General features: G+C 39.6%; 2 protein-coding genes. Both read left to right on the top strand.

The window, feature by feature from the left end; genetic code table 11:
* Positions 1-204: DUF596 domain-containing protein (locus tag FKM52_RS21475; RefSeq protein ID WP_141178116.1), on the top strand; the 204-nt coding region annotated here is incomplete at its 5' end.
* A gap of 253 nt (positions 205-457) precedes the next feature.
* Positions 458-703 carry a bacteriocin immunity protein gene (locus tag FKM52_RS21470; protein ID WP_141178115.1) on the top strand — a complete coding sequence of 82 codons (246 nt, stop codon included), beginning with the start codon at positions 458-460 and terminating at the stop codon, positions 701-703.
* Positions 704-729 lie beyond the last annotated feature (26 nt).

The following is a 729-nucleotide window of genomic DNA, read 5'->3' as shown; positions in this document are numbered from 1 at the left end:
GAAAAACTGCTTCAGGAAGGGCGCATTAAATTAGAAAAGGATGGCGTTTTTTTAGAAGGTAATATCAAAGAGCAAATATCTCTTTTCCGTCGGAAATTTCCAAAAAATGAAGGTGAAATGGACGATGGCACTTGGTTTTTTTATGATAGCTGCCCTGGCGGCGCGGTCTGGTTTCTTCCCGGGCGCCCCCCAGAATGGACATAAAAATCACATGAGCCTGCCATCAAACGCCATCATTATGGTGGCGTTTACTAATTAAATTTGATTCACTACTATTTCTGCATTTCCTGTTTATTATTTACTGAATGTAAAATTAAAATGCGTATTAAAAATAGTAAAACACCAGTCATGGTACAGCCCGCAACGAAAGGTCTGAAGCGTACAAAATTTCAAGATTTATCATATACAGAAATCATTTATACTGTTGATGATTGGAGGATAACAACACCTATGTAGTATATTAAAATCNTATACGGAACAGGAATTTTTGGATTTTGTCTGGAAAATTTGGCTGGCTGAAGGAATAACCGAAAAAGAACAAGATGCATTAGTTGATGAATTTGAGCGACTGACGGAACATCCTGATGGCTCCGATCTTCTTTGTTATCCACGCAAAGATCGCGAAGACTCGCCAGAAGGTGTCATAAAAGAAGTAAAAGAGTGGCGCGCCAGGAACGGTAAGCCTGGATTTAAGGACAGTTAACCTACAGCACCATAACGCCATACGTT

This window comes from Mixta tenebrionis, assembly GCF_006517625.1.
Lineage (GTDB): Bacteria > Pseudomonadota > Gammaproteobacteria > Enterobacterales > Enterobacteriaceae > Mixta > Mixta tenebrionis.
This window is presented reverse-complemented; position numbering and strand designations above follow the sequence as displayed.